13 protein-coding genes are annotated in these 15,883 nt (G+C 74.2%); 10 read left to right on the forward strand and 3 right to left on the reverse strand.

The features are described 5' to 3' along the window. Positions 1–226 precede the first annotated feature (226 nt). Together B6R96_RS20895 and B6R96_RS20900 are read right to left on the reverse strand one after the other, a co-directional pair. Entirely contained in the window at positions 227–637 is a 411-nt protein-coding gene (locus B6R96_RS20895) for a rodlin (protein WP_030386268.1), read from the reverse strand. A gap of 118 nt (positions 638–755) precedes the next feature. Continuing rightward, positions 756–1,010 carry a chaplin gene (locus B6R96_RS20900; protein WP_053701828.1) on the reverse strand — a complete coding sequence of 85 codons (255 nt, stop codon included), beginning with the start codon at positions 1,008–1,010 and terminating at the stop codon, positions 756–758. 174 nt (positions 1,011–1,184) lie between these two features. On the opposite strand from B6R96_RS20900, the gene B6R96_RS20905 reads away from it, so the two are divergent. The 9 genes from B6R96_RS20905 (at position 1,185) to B6R96_RS20945 (ending at position 12,559) form a co-directional block, all read left to right on the forward strand. After that, complete coding sequence (locus B6R96_RS20905) at positions 1,185–2,276, forward strand: hypothetical protein (RefSeq protein ID WP_037860106.1); 1,092 nt, start codon at positions 1,185–1,187, stop codon at positions 2,274–2,276. Between the two features lie 19 nt (positions 2,277–2,295). Beyond that, positions 2,296–3,483, forward strand: coding sequence for a glycosyltransferase (locus B6R96_RS20910; RefSeq protein ID WP_081523214.1), 1,188 nt, complete (start codon positions 2,296–2,298; stop codon positions 3,481–3,483). Next, complete coding sequence (locus B6R96_RS20915; RefSeq protein WP_384506144.1) at positions 3,480–5,000, forward strand: exopolysaccharide biosynthesis polyprenyl glycosylphosphotransferase; 1,521 nt, start codon at positions 3,480–3,482, stop codon at positions 4,998–5,000. The genes B6R96_RS20910 and B6R96_RS20915 overlap by 4 nt, the downstream gene beginning before the upstream one ends. Beyond that, positions 5,000–6,382 (forward strand): O-antigen ligase family protein, encoded by a 1,383-nt coding sequence (locus B6R96_RS20920; RefSeq protein WP_081523215.1) that lies wholly within the window; start codon positions 5,000–5,002, stop codon positions 6,380–6,382. The genes B6R96_RS20915 and B6R96_RS20920 overlap by 1 nt, the downstream gene beginning before the upstream one ends. A 347-nt stretch (positions 6,383–6,729) precedes the next feature. Continuing rightward, positions 6,730–8,505, forward strand: coding sequence for a murein biosynthesis integral membrane protein MurJ (gene murJ / locus B6R96_RS20925; protein ID WP_443070018.1), 1,776 nt, complete (start codon positions 6,730–6,732; stop codon positions 8,503–8,505). Further along, positions 8,495–9,271, forward strand: coding sequence for a polysaccharide deacetylase family protein (locus B6R96_RS20930; RefSeq protein ID WP_081523216.1), 777 nt, complete (start codon positions 8,495–8,497; stop codon positions 9,269–9,271). The genes murJ and B6R96_RS20930 overlap by 11 nt, the downstream gene beginning before the upstream one ends. Beyond that, on the forward strand, positions 9,268–10,527 hold the full coding sequence (locus B6R96_RS20935) for a glycosyltransferase (protein WP_030386260.1): 1,260 nt from the start codon (positions 9,268–9,270) through the stop codon (positions 10,525–10,527). The genes B6R96_RS20930 and B6R96_RS20935 overlap by 4 nt, the downstream gene beginning before the upstream one ends. Positions 10,528–10,598: 71 nt before the next feature. Then, positions 10,599–11,420: a lipopolysaccharide biosynthesis protein gene (locus B6R96_RS20940; protein ID WP_237291474.1), complete on the forward strand. Its 822-nt coding sequence runs from the start codon at positions 10,599–10,601 to the stop codon at positions 11,418–11,420. Beyond that, on the forward strand, positions 11,417–12,559 hold the full coding sequence (locus tag B6R96_RS20945; RefSeq protein WP_030386258.1) for a GNAT family N-acetyltransferase: 1,143 nt from the start codon (positions 11,417–11,419) through the stop codon (positions 12,557–12,559). The genes B6R96_RS20940 and B6R96_RS20945 overlap by 4 nt, the downstream gene beginning before the upstream one ends. A gap of 5 nt (positions 12,560–12,564) precedes the next feature. On the opposite strand, the gene B6R96_RS20950 is transcribed toward B6R96_RS20945, so the two are convergent. Then, positions 12,565–14,199 (reverse strand): glycoside hydrolase family 26 protein, encoded by a 1,635-nt coding sequence (locus tag B6R96_RS20950; RefSeq protein ID WP_081523217.1) that lies wholly within the window; start codon positions 14,197–14,199, stop codon positions 12,565–12,567. Positions 14,200–14,382: 183 nt separating this feature from the next. On the opposite strand from B6R96_RS20950, the gene B6R96_RS20955 reads away from it, so the two are divergent. Next, the gene (locus B6R96_RS20955) at positions 14,383–15,882 is read left to right on the forward strand and encodes a carboxylate--amine ligase (protein WP_443069934.1); all 1,500 of its coding nucleotides are present in this window, start codon (positions 14,383–14,385) and stop codon (positions 15,880–15,882) included. The last annotated feature ends 1 nt before the right edge of the window (position 15,883 follow it).

Here is a 15,883-nt window from a genome sequence, read left to right on the forward strand (position 1 = left end):
GTCCACTGCAGAATTAACAACGAGCGGTCGGGGAAAAAGAAACCGCGTATTCTCGGCGGTCTGCCGGTAATTCACCCCAATGCCCCGATGGATGTTCGGGTCGAATTCGAGGTGTCGCGGATTCTTATCGACAATTCAGCGGCCGGGAGGTTCCCGTCCCGGCCCCACATGCGGCGAGGCCGCCGCGACCCCGTGGGTGCGACGGCCTCGCTGGCGCGGGCCTCGGTCAGCTGCCGTTGGAGACGTTGCCCGAGAGGATCGGGATGTTGTCCAGGATGTGCGAGAGGGCCTCGTCGCCCTTGGCCTGGGTGGAGTTCTCGGTGCACTGCTGGTTCTGCGGGCTGGACAGGACCGGGATGTCCTGCACACCGACGTTGACCAGGGCCAGCACGGACTGCACGTTGGCCTTCGCGGGCAAGGCGATGCAGGGCTTGTTGAAGGAGCCCTGGATCAGCGCCATCTGCGGGCTCATGTTGCCGTACGTGGCCTGGTTGCCGTAGATCTGCGCGGCGCCGTTGCCCTGGACGGTGTTGACGCCGTTGTCGTTGCCGATTGCCATCGCCTGCGGCGCCATGGCGGCACCGATGCCCACGACCGAGGCGGCAACCGCGGCCGAGGCCATCATCTTCTTGATCATTGTCGTCCCTTTTTTGCAGGATTGCCCGGTAGTGGAGCACCCGGATCAACGCCGCGGCCCCGGTTCGGGTTGCGTGGCTTCACTCGGATGCGGGCGTTTCGGGCAAGGCGGTTGACGGTCAGGCGTTGATGCAGGTGTTGCCGAAAGAGGGGTTCAGCAGGGCGACCACGTTCACGGTGAGGCCGCAGGCGTTCACCGGGACGTCGACGGGCACCTGGAGCAGGTTGCCGCTCAGGACGCCGGGGGACCCGGCGGTGGCGCCGTGGGCCGTCGCACCGTCCCCGCCGTGCGCGGAGGCGAGGCCCGCGCCGCCCAGCAGTGCTGCGGCGCTCGCGACGGCGATGGTGGTGCCGCGCACCAGCCTCTTCTTCATCTCCGTATTTCCTTTCGGTTCGAACAATGGTGCAAGCCATAACGACCCGCCCGTTGCGAGGGTGCGTGCTATCGCCCAAAAGGCCGTACGAGCGAGTCCGACGTGATTTCCAGCCCGATTTCTGACAAAGTTCACTCCTGTTTTGTCCCCTTGATCGAAAATGGAGACAGGGTCATGGGTTCCTCCCGCAGAATCCTCGGCGCGCTCGGTCTGCTGTCCTGCCTCACCCTTTCCGTGAACGCCCCGCTGGCGTACGCGGCGGCTCCCGCTCCCAAGGAACTGCCCCGGATCCCTTTCACCCAGCGTTACCAGGCCGTGCAGCACGGCGGCCTGGTGCGCGCCTCCAACTCCGGCATCAGCTGCCGCAAGGAGCAGTCCCCGCAGGCCGAGCCGTGCGCCGAGGTCAAGAAGGGCGCGGCGGGGGTCAACAGCGACTTCGAGATGTTCTACAGCGAGGTCGACAAGGACCCGGACACCTACAACTCCACCCGGGCCGAGCTCAAGGTCCCGCAGGGCGCGAAGGTCTCGTACGCCCGCCTGTACTGGGGCGGCAACCTGCGGGTGGGCGAGCAGAAGCCGCCGCAGGACAACGGCCGGGTGCTGGTCGCCGAGCCCGGCGGCGCGTACAAGGAGGTCCTCGCCGACACGGTCGTGGGCCACCGCACGGACGCGGGCAGCGATGCCTACCAGGCCTCCGCCGACGTGACCCCGCTGGTCCGCAAGGGCGGCGCCGGCATGTGGACGGTGGCCCAGCTGAACATCGCGATGGGCCACTCCGAGGTGGGTGCCTGGGGCGGCTGGACGCTGGTCGTCGCCTACGAGCACCCGCAGGAGCCGATGCGCCGGATCTCGCTGTGGGACGGCTTCGAGTCGCTCGCCGCCCGGGCCGGTGACGGAACGGTCGAGGTCGAGGGCCTGGACGCGCCGGCCGGCTCCTCGGGCCGGGTCGGGGTCGTCGCGTACGACGGCGACCGGGGAACCCTCGGGGACTCACTCACCGTGACCGCCGACAGCGGGCGGCGGGTGAGCCTCAGTGATGGAGAAAATCCTTTTAATGATGTTATGAATTCCACGATCACGGAATTCGGAGATCAACCGTTCGTGCGACAGCCCGAACATATGAATAATCTCGGATATGACGCGGACGTGTTCGACCTGAGTCCCGCCCTGTCCGGTGGTGCCCGCAGCCTGAACTTCAGGTTCACGGGTGAAAGTCAGGGTCATTTCCTCGGTGTGCTCTTCGTTCAGACAGACGCGCGCCGCTGAACGTAGGAGACCACTCCACGTGCCCAGTCAACCTCGGGCGGCACAGCCCACGACCGTCCTCCACCTTGTACAGCCCGTCGACGGCGGCGTGGCCAGGGTCGTCACCGACCTCGTCCGCGCCCAGACCGCCGAAGGACTGCGTACCGTCGTCGGCTGTCCGCCCGGCGGCACGCTCGGCGACTCCGCGCGAGCGGCCGGGGCGGAGGTCCTCACCTGGCGTGCCGGCCGGGCCCCCGGGCCCGGGCTGCCCGCCGAGATCGCCGGCGCGCGCCAGGTGCTCCGCCGGGTGCGGCCCGACCTCCTGCACGCCCACAGCGCCAAGGCCGGACTGGCCGGACGGCTCGCCGCGCGCGGCACCGTACCCACCGTCTTCCAGCCCCATGCCTGGTCCTTCGACGCCGTCGGCGGGGTCACCGCCGCGCTCGCGCTGCGCTGGGAGCGGTACGGAGCCCGCTGGGCTGACCGGGTGCTCTGCGTCAGCGAGGCCGAACGCGACGCGGGCGAGACCGAGGGGATCACCGCCCGCTGGTCGGTGATCCGCAACGGCGTGGACCTGGACCACTTCCGCCCCGGCGGCCCGGACCCCGAGCGCGACCGGGCCCGGGCCCGCGCCGAACTGCCGCTGCCCGCGGACTTCCCGGACGACGGACCGCTCGCCGTCTGCGTCGGCCGGATCTGCCTCCAGAAGGGCCAGGACATCCTGCTCCGGGCCTGGCCGGAGCTGCTGGCCACCGTCCCCGGAGCCCGGCTCGTGCTCGTCGGGGACGGCCCCGACACCGAACGGCTGCGCCGCACCGCACCGCCCCGCGTGCACTTCGCGGGCGCCGCCGCCGACATCCGACCGTGGCTTCGGGCCGCCGATCTCGTTGTACTGCCGTCGCGGTGGGAAGGCATGGCGCTCGCCCCGCTCGAAGCCATGGCCTGTGGCCGCCCGGTCCTGGTCTCCGACGTCAGCGGTGCCAGGGAGAGCCTGCCCCCGGGCCAGGGACGCCTGTGCCTGGTGCCGCCGGAGGACCCGACGGCCCTGGCCGGGGCCCTGGGACGGCTGCTCGCCGAGCCGCGGCTCCTCGCCGAACTCGGCGAGCAGGCCCGGCAGCACGCCCGGACCGACTTCGACGTGCGGCGGACCACGGACGCGGTCACCGGCCTGTACCACGAACTGCTGGGCAGGCCCCGGCCCTTGAACCAGGAGCGCATCAGCCGATGACGATGGACAGCGCACCCGCCCGGCACACCGGGCAGGGCGGCACGGGGCCCGCCGGCGGCAGCGCCTTCGCGCCCGCACCCCACGCGGCGGCCCGCCGTTCCACGACCGCCATCCACCCCCCGCGCGGGCCCAGGACCGACCTGGCCCGCTCCGCCCTGCGCCCGCAGCGGGTCCGCCGCCGCGGCCGCGTGCTCCCGCTGCTCACCGCCGACGCGCTGGCCGTCGTACTCACCTCGACGACCCTGCCCGCAGCGGACCTGCCCGTCCTGTCGGCGGCCCCCCTCCTGCTCGCCGCGCTGCACGCCCAGGCCGGGCTCTACCGGCCGCGGCTCGCCCCCTCCGCGCTCCTCGAACTCCCCGTACTCGCGGGCCGGTCCGCCGTCCTGTGGTGCTCGCTCGCCGCGGTCGCGGCCGCCGTCGACCCGGCCGGGGCCATCGGCTGGAGCACCCTGCTCACCGCCGTCTGCCTCCAGACCGTCCTGGCGTGCGCGGGCCGCGGCCTCGTCAACCAGTTCCGGCGGCGGGCCGCCGTACGCCGGCCCGCCTCCGCCCTCGTCGTCGGCCCCGGCGCCGGGGCGAGCGCGGTGGCCGCCGCCCTGCACGGCCGCCCCGAGTACGGGCTGCGCCCGGTCGGGCTCGCCGACACCGCACCGGCCACGGAGGCCGACGGCGGGGCCCTGCCCCTGCTCGCCACCCACGAGGACATCCGGCGCGCGGTCATCCAGAACTCCGTCGGGCACGCGGTGTTCACCCGGCCCCCCGAGGCCGACGAGCGCACCGCCTCCCTGGTCCGGCTCTTCCAGGACCACGGCTGCCGGCTGTGGCTCGCCGACCCGGCCGGCACCGCCAGGATCACCGGCATGCGGGTGGCCCACCCCACCGACCAGCTGTGGGGGTACGCCGTCCAGCCGCTGCTGCCGCGCCCGGCCCGGCCGCTGGAGCGCTGGGCCAAGCGGGGCATCGACACCGCGCTCGCCCTGGTCGCGCTGCTCGCCGCCGCACCCGTGATGGGGGCGTGCGCACTGGCCGTACGGATCTGGGACGGCCCGGGGGTGATCTTCCGGCAGGAGCGGGTCGGCCTGTACGGGCGTCCCTTCACCCTGCTGAAGTTCCGCACCCTGCGCGCCGACGAGCACGAGGCCGCCACCCGCTGGACGGTGGCGGGCGACCGCGGGATGAGCCCGGTCGGCTCCTTCCTGCGCAAGTCCTCGCTGGACGAGCTGCCGCAGTTGTGGAACGTCGTACGCGGTGACATGGCCCTGGTCGGTCCGCGTCCCGAACGGCCGTTCTTCGTGGCCAAGTTCTCCACCGTCCACCCCGGCTACGAGGCCCGGCACCGGATGCCCGTCGGCATCACCGGCCTCGCCCAGATCAACGGCCTGCGCGGGGACACCTCCATCGAGGACCGGGCCCGCTTCGACAACCACTACATCGACACCTGGTCGCTGTGGCAGGACCTGTGGATCCTCGCCCGCACCGCGGCCTCCTTCTTCCGCTTCCGGCTGGGGGGCAGCTGATGAGCCTCGTCGTCCCCGGCCAGTGGATCCGGCCCGACGTGCCGGGTCTGCTGCGCCGGCACTGGCCGCTGCTGCCGCTCGCCGCGACCGTCCTGTTCCTCCTCGCCCCGCTCCCGGCGGGCGACGCGACCGCCTCCGGGAAGGTCGGCCCCGCCGACGCCGCCTCGCTGCTGCTGGTCCTCGCCTGCGCCGTGCAGGCACTGCGCGGCCGGGTACGGGCGCTGAACCCGCTGGGTGTGCTCGTACTCGGGATGCCGGCCGTGGGCCTCGCGGTCGCCACGATGACCGCGGGGGATCCGTACGCCGCCCTGCCCGGCTTCGTGCGCTACCTCCAGGTCTTCGTCCTGGTCCCGGCGGCCGTGGTGCTGCTGGTGCAGGGCGCCGCGGAGTTCCGGGTGGCCGCCGGGTGCTTCGTGGTCCTGGCGCTGGTGCAGGGCGCGGTGGGGGTCGTCCAGTACGCCACCCACACCGGGGCCTCCTACCAGGGCGAGGACGTCCGGGCCGTCGGCACCTTCGGCCCCGGCGACGTCATGGGCATGGCCACCGTCGTGGCGTACGGGCTGATCGTGGCGACCGCCGCCGCACTGGCCCCGGAGCTGCCGCGGCGCGTCCGGCGGATCGCCGCGGGCTGCGCACTGGCACTGGTGCTGCCGCTGGTGCTGTCCTTCAGCCGGGGTGCGTGGATCGCCACCTTCGGCGCGGCGGTGCTGGTGATGGCGCTGGCCGGGATCCGGCGGGCCCTGAAGGTCGTCGCCGCGCTCGCCGCGGCCGGGGTGGTCCTGGTCGGCGGGTTCGGGGTCGGCTCGGAGATGGTCGCCGAGCGGCTGACCTCCATCACCCAGGTCTCCAGCGCCCCCGACCAGTCGGTGACCGACCGCTACACGATGTGGGCCGCGGCCGAGTCGATGTGGCGCGAGCGGCCCGCGGTGGGGGTGGGGCTCAAGGGCTTCCCGGCCAACCGTGACGGGCACGCCTCGCTGGGTCTCTCCTCCGGCAGCGACACCGCGGGCGCGGGGCAGGCGTACCTGCGCCAGCCGCTGCTCTCCCCGCACAACATGTACCTGCTGATCCTGAGCGAGCAGGGCCTGATCGGGCTGATCGCGCTCGTGGGCGGCTGGGCGGCGCTGCTGGTGGCGGGCATGCGGCGGCTCCTCTCCGGCGGGGGAGCCAGGGACTGCGGGCTGGTCGCGATCGGGCTGTTCGTGTGGCAGCTGACCGACTTCCTCTACGCGGACATCGGCGGGCCCTCCACGGTGCTCACCGGAGTGATCATCGGCCTGGCGGCCTGGTGGGCGCTGCCCTCCCGGGGGGCCGCGGATTCCGGGGCCTTCGGCGCTGCGGATGCACGGGGCAGTGCCCCCGTGGTTGCGGCCCGCCCGTGACGGGCCCCACGCCCTGGCGGCCCGCCTCCGGCCCCCCGGCCGGGGCGGGCCACGCCCGTGTCCCGGGCGCCCCGGACCCCGGCCCGTCGCGTGTCCCGGCAGACCCGGGATTCGTCGCCGGTGGGATCCCGGGCGGTGAACCGGGTGCGCGCCGGCCCGTGTTCGGTTCCGCCGGGTATCCCGGCGGCGCCCCGGGCCGGGACAGCGTGCAGGTGGCCGCGCGGGCCGCAGGCAGCTCCGCCGTCGGGCCCGGGGCCGGGCCCGGTCCTGCCCGGCGTACGGGCGAGGACTCCGCCACCCCCGGCGGGAGCCGAGTGGCCGCGCGGGGCGGACGCGGACGGGGCACGGTGGTCGGCTCCGAGGCCCGGTCCGGCGGTCCTGCCGCCACCCCGGGGAGCCCGGCGTCGGCCGACCCCGGCGGGCGGGGCCCCTCGCGCCGGGCCCGTCGCGCGGTCGCGCTGTCCGCCACCCCCGGCGGGAACCGGGCGGACGGCGACGGGTCCGACACCTCCGGCGGGGGCCAGCCGCTCGGCAGGTTCCTGGCCAAGGCCGCCGCCGTCACCGCAGGGCTGACGGCCGCCGGGGCGGTGTTCGGGCTGGTGCGCGACCAGACCATCGCGCACCTCTTCGGGGCCGGGCACGACAGCGACGCCTTCCTCATCGCCTGGACCGTGCCCGAGATGGCCTCGACGCTGCTGATCGAGGACGCCATGGCGCTGCTGATGGTGCCCGCCTTCAGCCACGCCCTGGCCCGGCGGGCCGCCGCCAGGGCGGGGCTCACCCGCCGGGAGGCCCGCGCCCAGGACCCCGTACGGCTCCTGGTGGGGGCGACGCTGCCGCGCCTCGTCGTGCTGCTGGCCGCCGTCGCCTCCGTGCTGGTCATGGCCGCCCCGATCGTCGTCGCCGTACTCGCTCCCGGTCTGCCCGACCCCCGACTGGCCATCGAGTGCACCCGGCTGACGGCGCTTACCGTGCTCTCCTTCGGCATCGCCGGGTACTTCAGCGCGGCACTGCGGGCGCACAGATCCTTCGTACCGCCCGCCGCGATCTACGTGTCGTACAACGTCGGCATCATCGGCACGATGCTGGCCCTGCACGCCCTGTGGGGCGTACGGGCCGCCGCCGCGGGCGTCGCCGTCGGCGGGCTGCTGATGGCCCTCGTCCAACTGCCCGCCTTCATCCGGAACGTGGGCTTCGGCCCGCCCCGCGCCAAACGCTCCGCGCCGCGCAGCCAGCGCGACCGCGACCGTCCCACCCTCATCGCCTTCGGGGTCATCGCCCCGGTGATCTTCTTCGCCGTCTTCCGCCAGTCGCAGGTCCTCGTCGAGAGGTTCCTGGCCGCCTCCCTCCCGTCCGGGGCGATCTCCCATCTCAACTACGCGCAGAAGGTCGCGCAGATGCCGATGGTGCTCTCCCTGATGATCTGCACCGTCACCTTCCCCGTCGTCGCCCAGGCCATGGCCGGGGGAGAGCGGGAGAAGGCCCGGCGGCGGGTGGAGCGGGACCTCGCGCTGGCCTCGCTCGCCGTCCTCATGGGCACCGCACTCGTCATCGGCTACGCGCCCCAGATCATCGAGGTCCTCTTCGAACGGGGCGCCTTCACCCACCGGGACACCCTCGCCACCGCCTCCGTCATGCGGGTCTACGGACTCGGACTCCTCGGCCACTGCCTCGTCGGAGCACTGTCCCGGCCCTTCTTCTCGACCGCCCGGCCCATCTGGTTCCCGGCGTTCGCGATGGGCGCCGGCCTGCTCGTCAACATCGTGGCCGGAGCCTTCGCCGTCGGCTGGTGGGGCACCTACGGCATCGCCGCCGCCAACGCCGCCGGCATCTCCACCACCGCCGTCCTCCTGCTCACCGGCCTCGGCTCCCGGATCATCACCATCCAGGTCCGCCGGGTCGCCGCCAGCATCGGCCGGCTCGGCGTCGCCGCCGTCGCCGCGGCCGCCACCGGCTGGATCGCCGGCCCGATGATCCCCGACCCGATGCTCAGTGCCGCCCTCGGCTGCCTGCTGGTCCCCGCCATGTTCGGAGCCACCGGCATGGCCATACGCGCCCTCGAAGTCACCGCCCTGCCCGGTCAGATCTCCCAGCTCACGCAGAGGTTCCGCAATGTCCGCTGACACCGACACGGCTCCCGCCGCCGTGGTGGTCCCCACCCGCCGGGCCGCTTCGCCGTGGGTCCTGATGTACCACTCGGTCGCCGAGTTCACCGACCCCGCGGAGGACCCGTACGGGATCACCGTCACCCCCCTCGCCCTGGAGGCCCAGCTGCTGTGGCTGCGCTCCCGCGGCCTGCGCGGGGTGTCGGTCGGCGAGCTGCTGCGGGCCCGCGACGCCGGGCGCGGGGCCGGACTGGTCGGGCTGACCTTCGACGACGGATACACCGATTTCCTCACCCACGCGCTGCCACTGCTGCGCCACCACGACTTCACCGCCACCCTCTTCGTGCTGCCCGGACGGCTCGGCGTGGACAACGTCTGGGACCCGCTGGGCCCGCGCAAGTCCCTGCTCACCGCCGAGGGCATCCGCGAAGTCGCCGACGCCGGACAGGAGATCGGCTCGCACGGGCTGCTCCACCAGGACCTCACCGCGACCCCCGAGGACCTGCTCCAGCAGGAGCTGCGGGGCAGCCGCGACCTGCTGCGCGAGCTGACCGGCACCCTGCCCGAAGGGTTCTGCTACCCGTACGGGCACCTCGACGCCCGGGTCGTCGACGCCACGCGGGCCGCCGGGTACGGCTACGCCTGCGCCATCGACCCCGGACGCATGGCGGGTCCGTACGCGCTGCCGCGTACGCACATCAGCCAGGCCGACGGCGGCGCCCGGCTGCGGATCAAGCAGATCCGCCACCAGGTGCGCGAGCTGCGGCGCGGGGTGCAGCGGTGAAGACGCTCCAGTCGGTCAAGGCCCTGCACATCATCACCGGACTCGGCGTCGGCGGCGCCGAGCAGCAACTGCGCCTGCTGCTGCGCCACATGCCCATGCAATGCGACGTACTCACGCTGACCAACCCCGGACCCGTGGCCGAGGGGCTGCGCGCCGACGGGGTCCGGGTCGTCCACCTCGGCATGCGGGGCAACCGGGACCTGGGAGCGCTGCCCCGGCTGGTCAAATTCATCCGGCGCGGTCAGTACGACCTCGTGCACACGCATCTGTACCGGGCCTGCGTGTACGGGCGCCTCGCGGCCCGGCTCGCCGGCACCGGGGCGACCGTGGCCACCGAACACTCCCTCGGCGACGGCGAGATCGAGGGCAGGCCGCTGTCGGGCGGCGTACGCACCCTCTACCTGGCCAGCGAACGGCTGGGCGCGGCCACGGTGGCCGTGTCGGACACCGTGGCCGCCCGGCTCGAGGGGTGGGGGGTGCCGGCCGCGCGGGTGCACGTCGTACCGAACGGGATCGAGGCCGTCCGCTTCCGCTTCGACGAGGGCGTCCGGCGGGCCACCCGGGCCCGCACCGGGCTGCCCGAACGGGCCTTCGTGGTCGGCGGGGTCGGCCGGCTGGTCCCGGGCAAGCGGTTCGACGTCCTGGTGCGGGCCGTGGCCGCGCTGCCGGGGGCGCACCTGCTGCTGGCCGGGGACGGGCCGGAGCGGGCGGGACTGCGCCGGCTGGCCGCCGAGCTCGGCGCGCAGAGCCGGATCCACCTGCTGGGGGAGCGGGATCCGCTGGGCGACAGCGCGGACGGCCGCACCCCGGGCATCCCGGCGCTGCTGGCCGCCATGGACGTCTTCGTCTCCCCGTCGCGGGAGGAAGCCTTCGGGCTGGCCGTCGTGGAGGCCCTGGCCGCCGGACTTCCCGTGCTGCACGTGACCTGCCCGGCCATCGACGACCTCCCGGCGGCGCAGGCCCCCGGGGCCCGCCGCATCGGCACCGGCACCGAGGAACTCGTGGCCGCCCTGCGCGGCCACATGGAGGCGGGCGCGCGCCGACTGCCCCCACCGCAGGTGGTCCGCCGCTACGACATCGCCCGCAGCGCGCGGCAGCTGCTGGACGTGTACGACCTCGCCCTCTCGGCCGCGCCGGGTGCCACCGGTGCGACCCGGGGCCGCGCCGGTGCCGCCGTGCCCGGCGGCGCAGCCGTCGTCGGCGCCCGGCGCGAGCCGGTCGGCCCCGAACCGGCGGAGCCGACCGGCACCGGCTGATCCGTCCCCTCCCCGACGGGGTCCCGACGGGACCCGAAGGAACTCCCCTCACCCAGGAAGCGAGCACGTTCATGGCCGATACCGCCGACCAGAAGAAGTCCGAGAAGAAGGCCGAGAGCAGGACCGACAGCAGGTCCGACAGCGGGGCCGAGAGCAGGTCGGAGCGGAGGGCGGACCACCGCTCCGAGCGGAGGCCGCGCCGCCGCAGGCTCTCGGCGCCCCTGTGGTGGCCGCTGCCCGCCTGCGCTCTGCTGGGGCTGGCCGCGGGCGGGGCGTACGGGGTGCTCAAGGCCCCCGAGTACGCCGCCACCAGCTATGTCGTCGCCGTACCCGACGACACCACCGAGCCGGCCACGGCCCTCGGCTTCGCCCAGGCCTACGCCCGCATCGCGACCAGCAGCTCCACCCTCGCCTACGCCCAGCCGCGCGCGGGCATCAGCGCCGCGAAGCTGCGCACCCAGGTACGCGCGGAGACCTCCCCCGAGTCCCCGATGATCGCCATCACCGGTACCTCGAAGAGCCCCGCCGAGGCCGCCGACGTCGCGAACGCGGTCGCCGACGCCCTGTCCCTGAGCAGCAATCAGGCCGCCAAGAACACCGGCGTCCAGCTGCTCCTGTTCAACCAGGCCGTCGCCCCCTCCGAGCCCGCCTCCCCGTCCGCCGCCATCAGCGGCGCCGTCGGCCTGTGCGCCGGCGGGCTGCTCGGCGGCCTGTGGCTGCTCGCCCGGCCGGGCCGCGCCCGGCGCGGCGAGGAGAGCACGGCCCGCGCGGCCGCCGGCTCCCCGGTCGCGTCCGCGGTGGAGCCCGCCGCCCCGGCCCCGGTCGAGGAGTACGCCTCGCTGCCCGCCCAGGGCGAGCCCACCTCGGCCAAGGAGAAGGAGTCCGTTCGATGACTTCGGGCTCCGCCGGGGCCCTGTCGGTGACGCTGTGCCGCGACCCCCGGCAGTTCGCCGCGCTGGAGGAGTCGTGGAACAGGCTCTTCCGCGGCTGCCCCACCGCCACCCCCTTCCAGAGCCACGCCTGGCTCCACTCCTGGTGGCTGTCGTACGGCAAGGACGGCAGGCTCCGGATCGTCCTCGTCCGACGCGGCGAGGAGCTGGTCGGAGCGGCCCCGCTGATGCTCGTGCACCGGCCGATGCCGCTGCTGGTGCCGCTCGGCGGCCCCATCACCGACTACTTCGACGTGCTCGTGGCCGCGGAGCACGCCGGCCAGGTCGTCCCGGCGCTGGCCCGCGGGCTGCACCGGGCCGCCCGCGGCGCGGTGGTGGACCTGCGGGAGGTACGGCCCGGGGCCGCCGCCGAGGAGCTGTACCGGCAGTGGCCCGGCGTCTCCAGCCGGCTCGCCGACTCCACCTGCATGGAACTGCCCACGCTGCCGTTCGACGAGCTGGTCAAGCGGATGCCGGCCTCCGGCGCCCAGCGGGTGCGGGCCAAACTGCGCAAGACCGACGCGGCCGGGATCGAGGAGCACGAGGTCGGCGAGCAGGAGGTGCCGCGTGCCGTACGGACCCTGCTGCGGCTGCACGAGAAGCAGTGGCGCGGCCGCGGGGTGACCCCCGAGCACCTGCGGCCGCGCTTCGCCGAGCACCTCACCCGGGCCACCCGGCGGATGGTGCGGGCGGGCGAGAGCCGGCTGACGGAGTTCCGGCTGGACGGCAAGGTGGTGGCGGCCAACGTCACGCTGCTGTCGTCCGGGCTCAGCGGCGGCTACCTCTACGGGGCCGACCCGGACCTGCGCAACCGGAAGGTGGACGTGGCGACGCTGCTGCTGCGCTACGAGGCCGGGCGGGCGCTCGCCGAGGGCCGGCCGGTGGTGAGCTTCCTGCGCGGCAACGAGCCGTACAAGAACCACTGGCGGCCCGCGACGGTCGTCAACCAGCGCTTCCTGCTGGCCACGGCGGCGCTCGCGCCCCTGCTGCGGCTGCACGAGTCGCAGGTGACGGGGCGCGAGCGGGCGGTGGACGTGCTGCGGGAGGCGCTGCCGGCCGCCAGGGACTGGCGGGCGCGGCTCAACGAACTGCGGGTGCGATGACCCGTCTAGAAGGGCCAGGTGCCGGAACCCTTGCCGAAGTCCAGCTTGATGCAGACCGCCTGATTGCCGACCAGCTTGGAGAGCCACTCGCCGAAGTTGAGCGGCACGCACCACTGCTTGCTGTTGACCGGCGGAGGGGTCGGCTCCGGCAGGGGCTTCGGCGGGGTCGGCTCGGGCTTCGGCACGACCGGGCTCGGGGTGACCGGGCTCGGGACGGCCGGGCTGGGGACGGCCGGCGAGGGCGCCGGCACCTGGGGCGTGGGGACCACCGGAGTGGGCTCGGGCTCGGGGACCTCGGGCGTCGGGACGAGCGGGCTGGGTGCCACCGGACTGGGGACGACCGGGCTCGGGGCGACCGGACTGGGGACGACCGGGCTCGGGGCGACCGGGCTCGGGACCGGCGTCGGGGTGACCGGCGTCGGGGTGACCGGCGTCGGGGTGACCGGCGTCGGGACGAGCGGGCTCGGGGCCACGGGCGACGGTGTGGGTGCCGGCGTGGGCGTGGGGCTGGGCACTTCCGGAGTCGGGACCTGCGGAGTCGGGACCTGGGGCGTCGGGACCTGCGGGGTCGGCACGACCGGCGTGGGCACCACGGGGGTCGGGACCACCGGGGTCGGGACCACGGGCGTGGGCACCACCGGGGTCGGGACCACCGGGCCGGGCCGCTCGGGCGTCAGCGCGTCGCGGAAGACCTTCGCGGACTGCGGGTTGTCCTTGCACTGCCACACGCCGTGCGGGCAGTAGTCGGTGATGGTGTGGTAGAGCGGCTTGTGCTGCTGGATCCACTTCAGCATGCGCCGTACGTACTCCGGGTTGTCCCCGCGCCGGAACAGGCCCCACTCCGGGTAGGAGACCGGCTTGCCGTGTGCTTTCGCGAAGTCCACGTGCTGCTGGAGTCCGTACGGCTGGGTGATCTGGTCGTCGAAGGTCTGGCCGGGCCCCTGGTCGTACGTGTCCATTCCGATGACGTCGACCACGTCGTCGCCCGGGTAGCACTTCGTCCAGCCGATCGCGTCCGTACCCCGGTTCGGCGCGAAGTCGAAGGTGAACTCCTGCCCCGGGACGGCGCGCATCGTCTTGACGATCCGCCGCCAGTACGCCTTCCAGTTCTCCGGGTCCGGGGCGCAGCGGTGGGTGTAGGTGACGCCGTTCATCTCCCAGCCGAGCACGATCACCGTGTCCGGGACGCCCAGCTCGACCAGCCGCTCGCCGAGCTCGCGGAAGTGCCCGTCGAACTGGCCCTGCGCACCCGCCCTGATCAGCTGGGCCACCCGGCGGTCGGAGACCCGGCCCTCGTTGCGTTCCTGCATGGGCACGTTGAGGACGAACAGCCGGTCGTGCCCCTCCCGGCGCCAGTCGGCCCAGTCCTCCAGGAACGACACCCGGCCCTCGATGCCCGCCCATGTGTCGCCGGGCAGATAGGTGTGGCCGACCCGGATCTCCTTGCCGCCCAGCCAGCTCGACAGGTACGGGATCCGGGCCACCCCGGGCGGCCCGTAGTCGAGATAGGCGCCCATGGCGATGTCGGAGCCCTCCGGCCGGTCCTCCTCCGGAGCCGCGAGCGCGGCACCGGTGGCCAGCAGTCCGGCCGTGACCGTACCGATGCAGGTGCTCGCCAGTCGGCGGCGTGGTCTGGGCATGGCGTCTCCCGAGCTTTCCTGAATCGGTGTGCTTACCAAAGACGTTAGGCATCACATCTGACGAATGGCCTGTCCGGTGCCTGCCGCGTAGGCCATTAGCAGGTGCACACCACCCCCGCTTGGTCCGACTAGGTGAAAGACACCGCTGCCATGCACGCCTATCTCAACCATGTGCCCGCCGTTGTGCTCAGACTCGATCGCAATCCGTTCCACCACGGAACCCTCGGCGCCGTCAGATCCCTCGGCCGCAAGGGCGTGGAGGTCCATGCCGTCGTCGAGGCCGGGGGAGGTCCCGTGGGGCGTTCGCGGTATCTGCGCGCCGTGCATCCCGGGCCGGCGGGCGGCCTGGACCCGGAGGCGCCCGAGACGCTGCTGGAGTGCCTGACCGGGGTGTCGGAGCGGATCGGCCGACCGGCCGTGCTCATCGCCATGGACGACCTGAGCGCGATCGCCGTGTCCCGGGTCGCGCCGATGCTCCGCGAGCGTTTCCGGATTCCCCATCAGCCCGACAATCTGCCCGCCCGGGTGGCCGACAAGGCCGAGCTGTCGCGGCTCTGCGCGCGGTGGGACGTCCCGCACCCGGAGACCGTGATCCCGGCGAGCGGGGCCGAGGCGGCCGAGGCGGCCTGGCGGCTGGGCCTGCCGGTGATCGCCAAGTGGAGCCGGCCCTGGCTGCTGCCCGCCGGGGCGGACGGACTGCGCAGCACCATGCTGCTGCACACCACCGCCGAGGCGCGCCGGCTCTTCGAGCGTTCCGCCGAGGCCGGGAGCCGGCTGCTGCTGCAGCGGTTCCTGCCGGCCGGGCCGGACACCGACTGGTTCTTCCACGGCGCCTTCGCGCGCGGCGGGCGGCCGCTGCTCGCGGGCTCGGGCCGCAAGGAGCTGTCCTGGCCGGTGCGGACGGGCCTGACGGCCGTGGGGCGCTGGCTGCCCGATCCGGCGGTGGAGGAGGCGGGGCTGCGGCTCGCCGAACGGCTCGGCTACCAGGGGATCCTGGACCTGGACTTCCGCCGCGACGAGCGGGGCTGCTTCCGGCTGGTGGACTTCAACCCCCGCCCGGGCGCGCAGTTCCGGCTGTTCGCGGACGCGGCCGGGCTCGACGTCGTCCAGGCGATGTACCTGGACCTGACGGGCCAGCAGGTCCCGCAGCCCTCGGGCGGACCGGGCCGGGTGTTCGTCGCCGAGAACTACGCGCTGCTGGCGGCGGTCCGGGGCGGGTCGCTGCCGCGCCGCCGGGCGGCGGGCCCCGCGGGAGCGGCCGGGCCGGCGGGGGCGCCGAGGGCGTCGGCCCCCGTACCGCCGGGTGCTGACCGGCCGTCGGACCGGCGGGCGGCCCCGAAGCGGGACGCCGAGCGCGGGCGGGTCGAGACGGCCTGGTTCGCGGGCGACGACCTGATGCCCTTCCTGGCGATGCTCGGCGCCCTGCTGGGCCGCGGCGCGGGGAAGGGCGTACGGGCCCTGCGCGGGGTTCCGGAGCAGGGCCGCCGCACGGCGCGGGCGGTCGCCCGCGCGCCCCGCCAGCGCGGCCGGAGCCAGGACTCCACCGGGTCCACGGACTCCGCCGGGTCCACAGGCTCCGCCGGGTCCACAGGCTCCGCCGGGTCCACCGGCTCCGCCGGACCGGCCTCCCGGCCCGTTCCGCCGGAGGCCTCGGCCGAGCCGGACGAGCTGGTGACCCGTTGAA

It is taken from the genome of Streptomyces sp. Sge12 (genome assembly GCF_002080455.1).
Lineage (GTDB): Bacteria > Actinomycetota > Actinomycetes > Streptomycetales > Streptomycetaceae > Streptomyces.

Excerpts from the sequence above, each read along its gene's own strand:
- B6R96_RS20895 (WP_030386268.1), bottom strand. The coding sequence starts at position 637 with ATGATCAAGAAGATGATGGCCTCGGCCGCGGTTGCCGCCTCGGTCGTG.
- B6R96_RS20900 (WP_053701828.1), bottom strand. The coding sequence starts at position 1,010 with ATGAAGAAGAGGCTGGTGCGCGGCACCACCATCGCCGTCGCGAGCGCC.
- B6R96_RS20905 (WP_037860106.1), top strand. The coding sequence starts at position 1,185 with ATGGGTTCCTCCCGCAGAATCCTCGGCGCGCTCGGTCTGCTGTCCTGC.
- B6R96_RS20915 (WP_384506144.1), top strand. The coding sequence starts at position 3,480 with ATGACGATGGACAGCGCACCCGCCCGGCACACCGGGCAGGGCGGCACG.
- B6R96_RS20920 (WP_081523215.1), top strand. The coding sequence starts at position 5,000 with ATGAGCCTCGTCGTCCCCGGCCAGTGGATCCGGCCCGACGTGCCGGGT.
- B6R96_RS20930 (WP_081523216.1), top strand. The coding sequence starts at position 8,495 with ATGTCCGCTGACACCGACACGGCTCCCGCCGCCGTGGTGGTCCCCACC.
- B6R96_RS20940 (WP_237291474.1), top strand. The coding sequence starts at position 10,599 with ATGGCCGATACCGCCGACCAGAAGAAGTCCGAGAAGAAGGCCGAGAGC.
- B6R96_RS20945 (WP_030386258.1), top strand. The coding sequence starts at position 11,417 with ATGACTTCGGGCTCCGCCGGGGCCCTGTCGGTGACGCTGTGCCGCGAC.
- B6R96_RS20950 (WP_081523217.1), bottom strand. The coding sequence starts at position 14,199 with ATGCCCAGACCACGCCGCCGACTGGCGAGCACCTGCATCGGTACGGTC.